The sequence below is a fragment of the Paraburkholderia phenoliruptrix genome (genome assembly GCF_902859825.1).
Classification (GTDB): domain Bacteria; phylum Pseudomonadota; class Gammaproteobacteria; order Burkholderiales; family Burkholderiaceae; genus Paraburkholderia; species Paraburkholderia phenoliruptrix.
Map to the genome: position 1 here is coordinate 1 of NZ_CADIKB010000120.1, position 1,065 is coordinate 1,065.

Annotated in this window: 1 protein-coding gene; it reads right to left on the minus strand. The window is 59.5% G+C overall.

Features of this window, described 5'->3' with window-relative positions; translation table 11 throughout:
* Window positions 1-33: 33 nt before the first annotated feature.
* Window positions 34-1,023 carry an IS1595 family transposase gene (locus tag HV711_RS33240; protein ID WP_007175741.1) on the minus strand — a complete coding sequence of 330 codons (990 nt, stop codon included), beginning with the start codon at window positions 1,021-1,023 and terminating at the stop codon, window positions 34-36.
* Window positions 1,024-1,065: the final 42 nt, after the last annotated feature.

A 1,065-nucleotide genomic window follows, 5' to 3' on the forward strand; every position in this document is an offset into this window, starting at 1 on the left:
TAAGGGCTATCCATTTAGCTCCACAATTTCACATTATGGTGAAGCTTTGACCTTTGGCGGACGTTGCGCGATCTGGCGATACGTGACGGGTTCGGCCACTACGGCCTGCTCAAGCAGGCGGTAAAAGAGCTGGCCGCGAGAACGCGAGGTCCGGCGGTTGAAGCGAAATACAAATTCGTCGAGATAATGGTCGAGTTGGAGTGGCTTCACGGCACCGTGGTGGGTGCCAAGCAGCCAGCGCTTAAGCAGTGCCGACACGCGGTGCACGCCCGGCATCGAGATATGTGCGGGGCTGTCAGCGCCACTCATGACGATCCGCTTATGCTGATAACCCTCTTCGGTCAGGCCATGATAGATGGAGGAACCATCGGTGTGAAGTAACGAGCCGGGTTCCACAACCTCCCGCACGAAGGGCAAAACGCATGCGGCCGTATCGTCGGCAATGGGTTGCAAACGGATACGTCCGAAACCTTTGGGCTCCAGGATTTCCACGGCCACCGCAATGAGAGCCTTGGTCGTGTGGCTCTTGCGCCCGGCACTTGACTGGGCGACTCGCCGGTCGTGAATGGCCAGATAGACCTCATCAACCTCAACCGTGCCGGCCAGCCGCTCGCGCCCCGGCCTGACCATCGCCCGCCGAAAGCGGTGCAGCATGGTCCATGCCGTTTGATAGCTGCCCAGCCCCAATACCCTCTGCAATCCCAGAGCGCTGACGCCATGTTTCTGGCTGGTTATATACCAGGCCGCCGCCAGCCAGACCTTCAAGGGTGTGCGCGTCTTCTCGAAGATGGTGCCCGCCGTGACCGTGCCCTGATGACGGCAGGATTGGCACATTAGCCGGGCGCGGCTGGCACGATAGGGGGCGTCCCTGCTTGCACAGGACGGGCACACAAACCCGTCACGCCAGCGCAACCGTTCGAGATAGCGAAGACAGTCATCCTCGGTTGCAAACCAGTCCAGAAACTGGCTCCATGTTCGAGGGAAATCTTCACCGGCAGTCGGGGTATGCTTGAGTTCGCTCACTACCCGATCATGGCGCAAGTGGAGCTAAATGGATAGCCCATA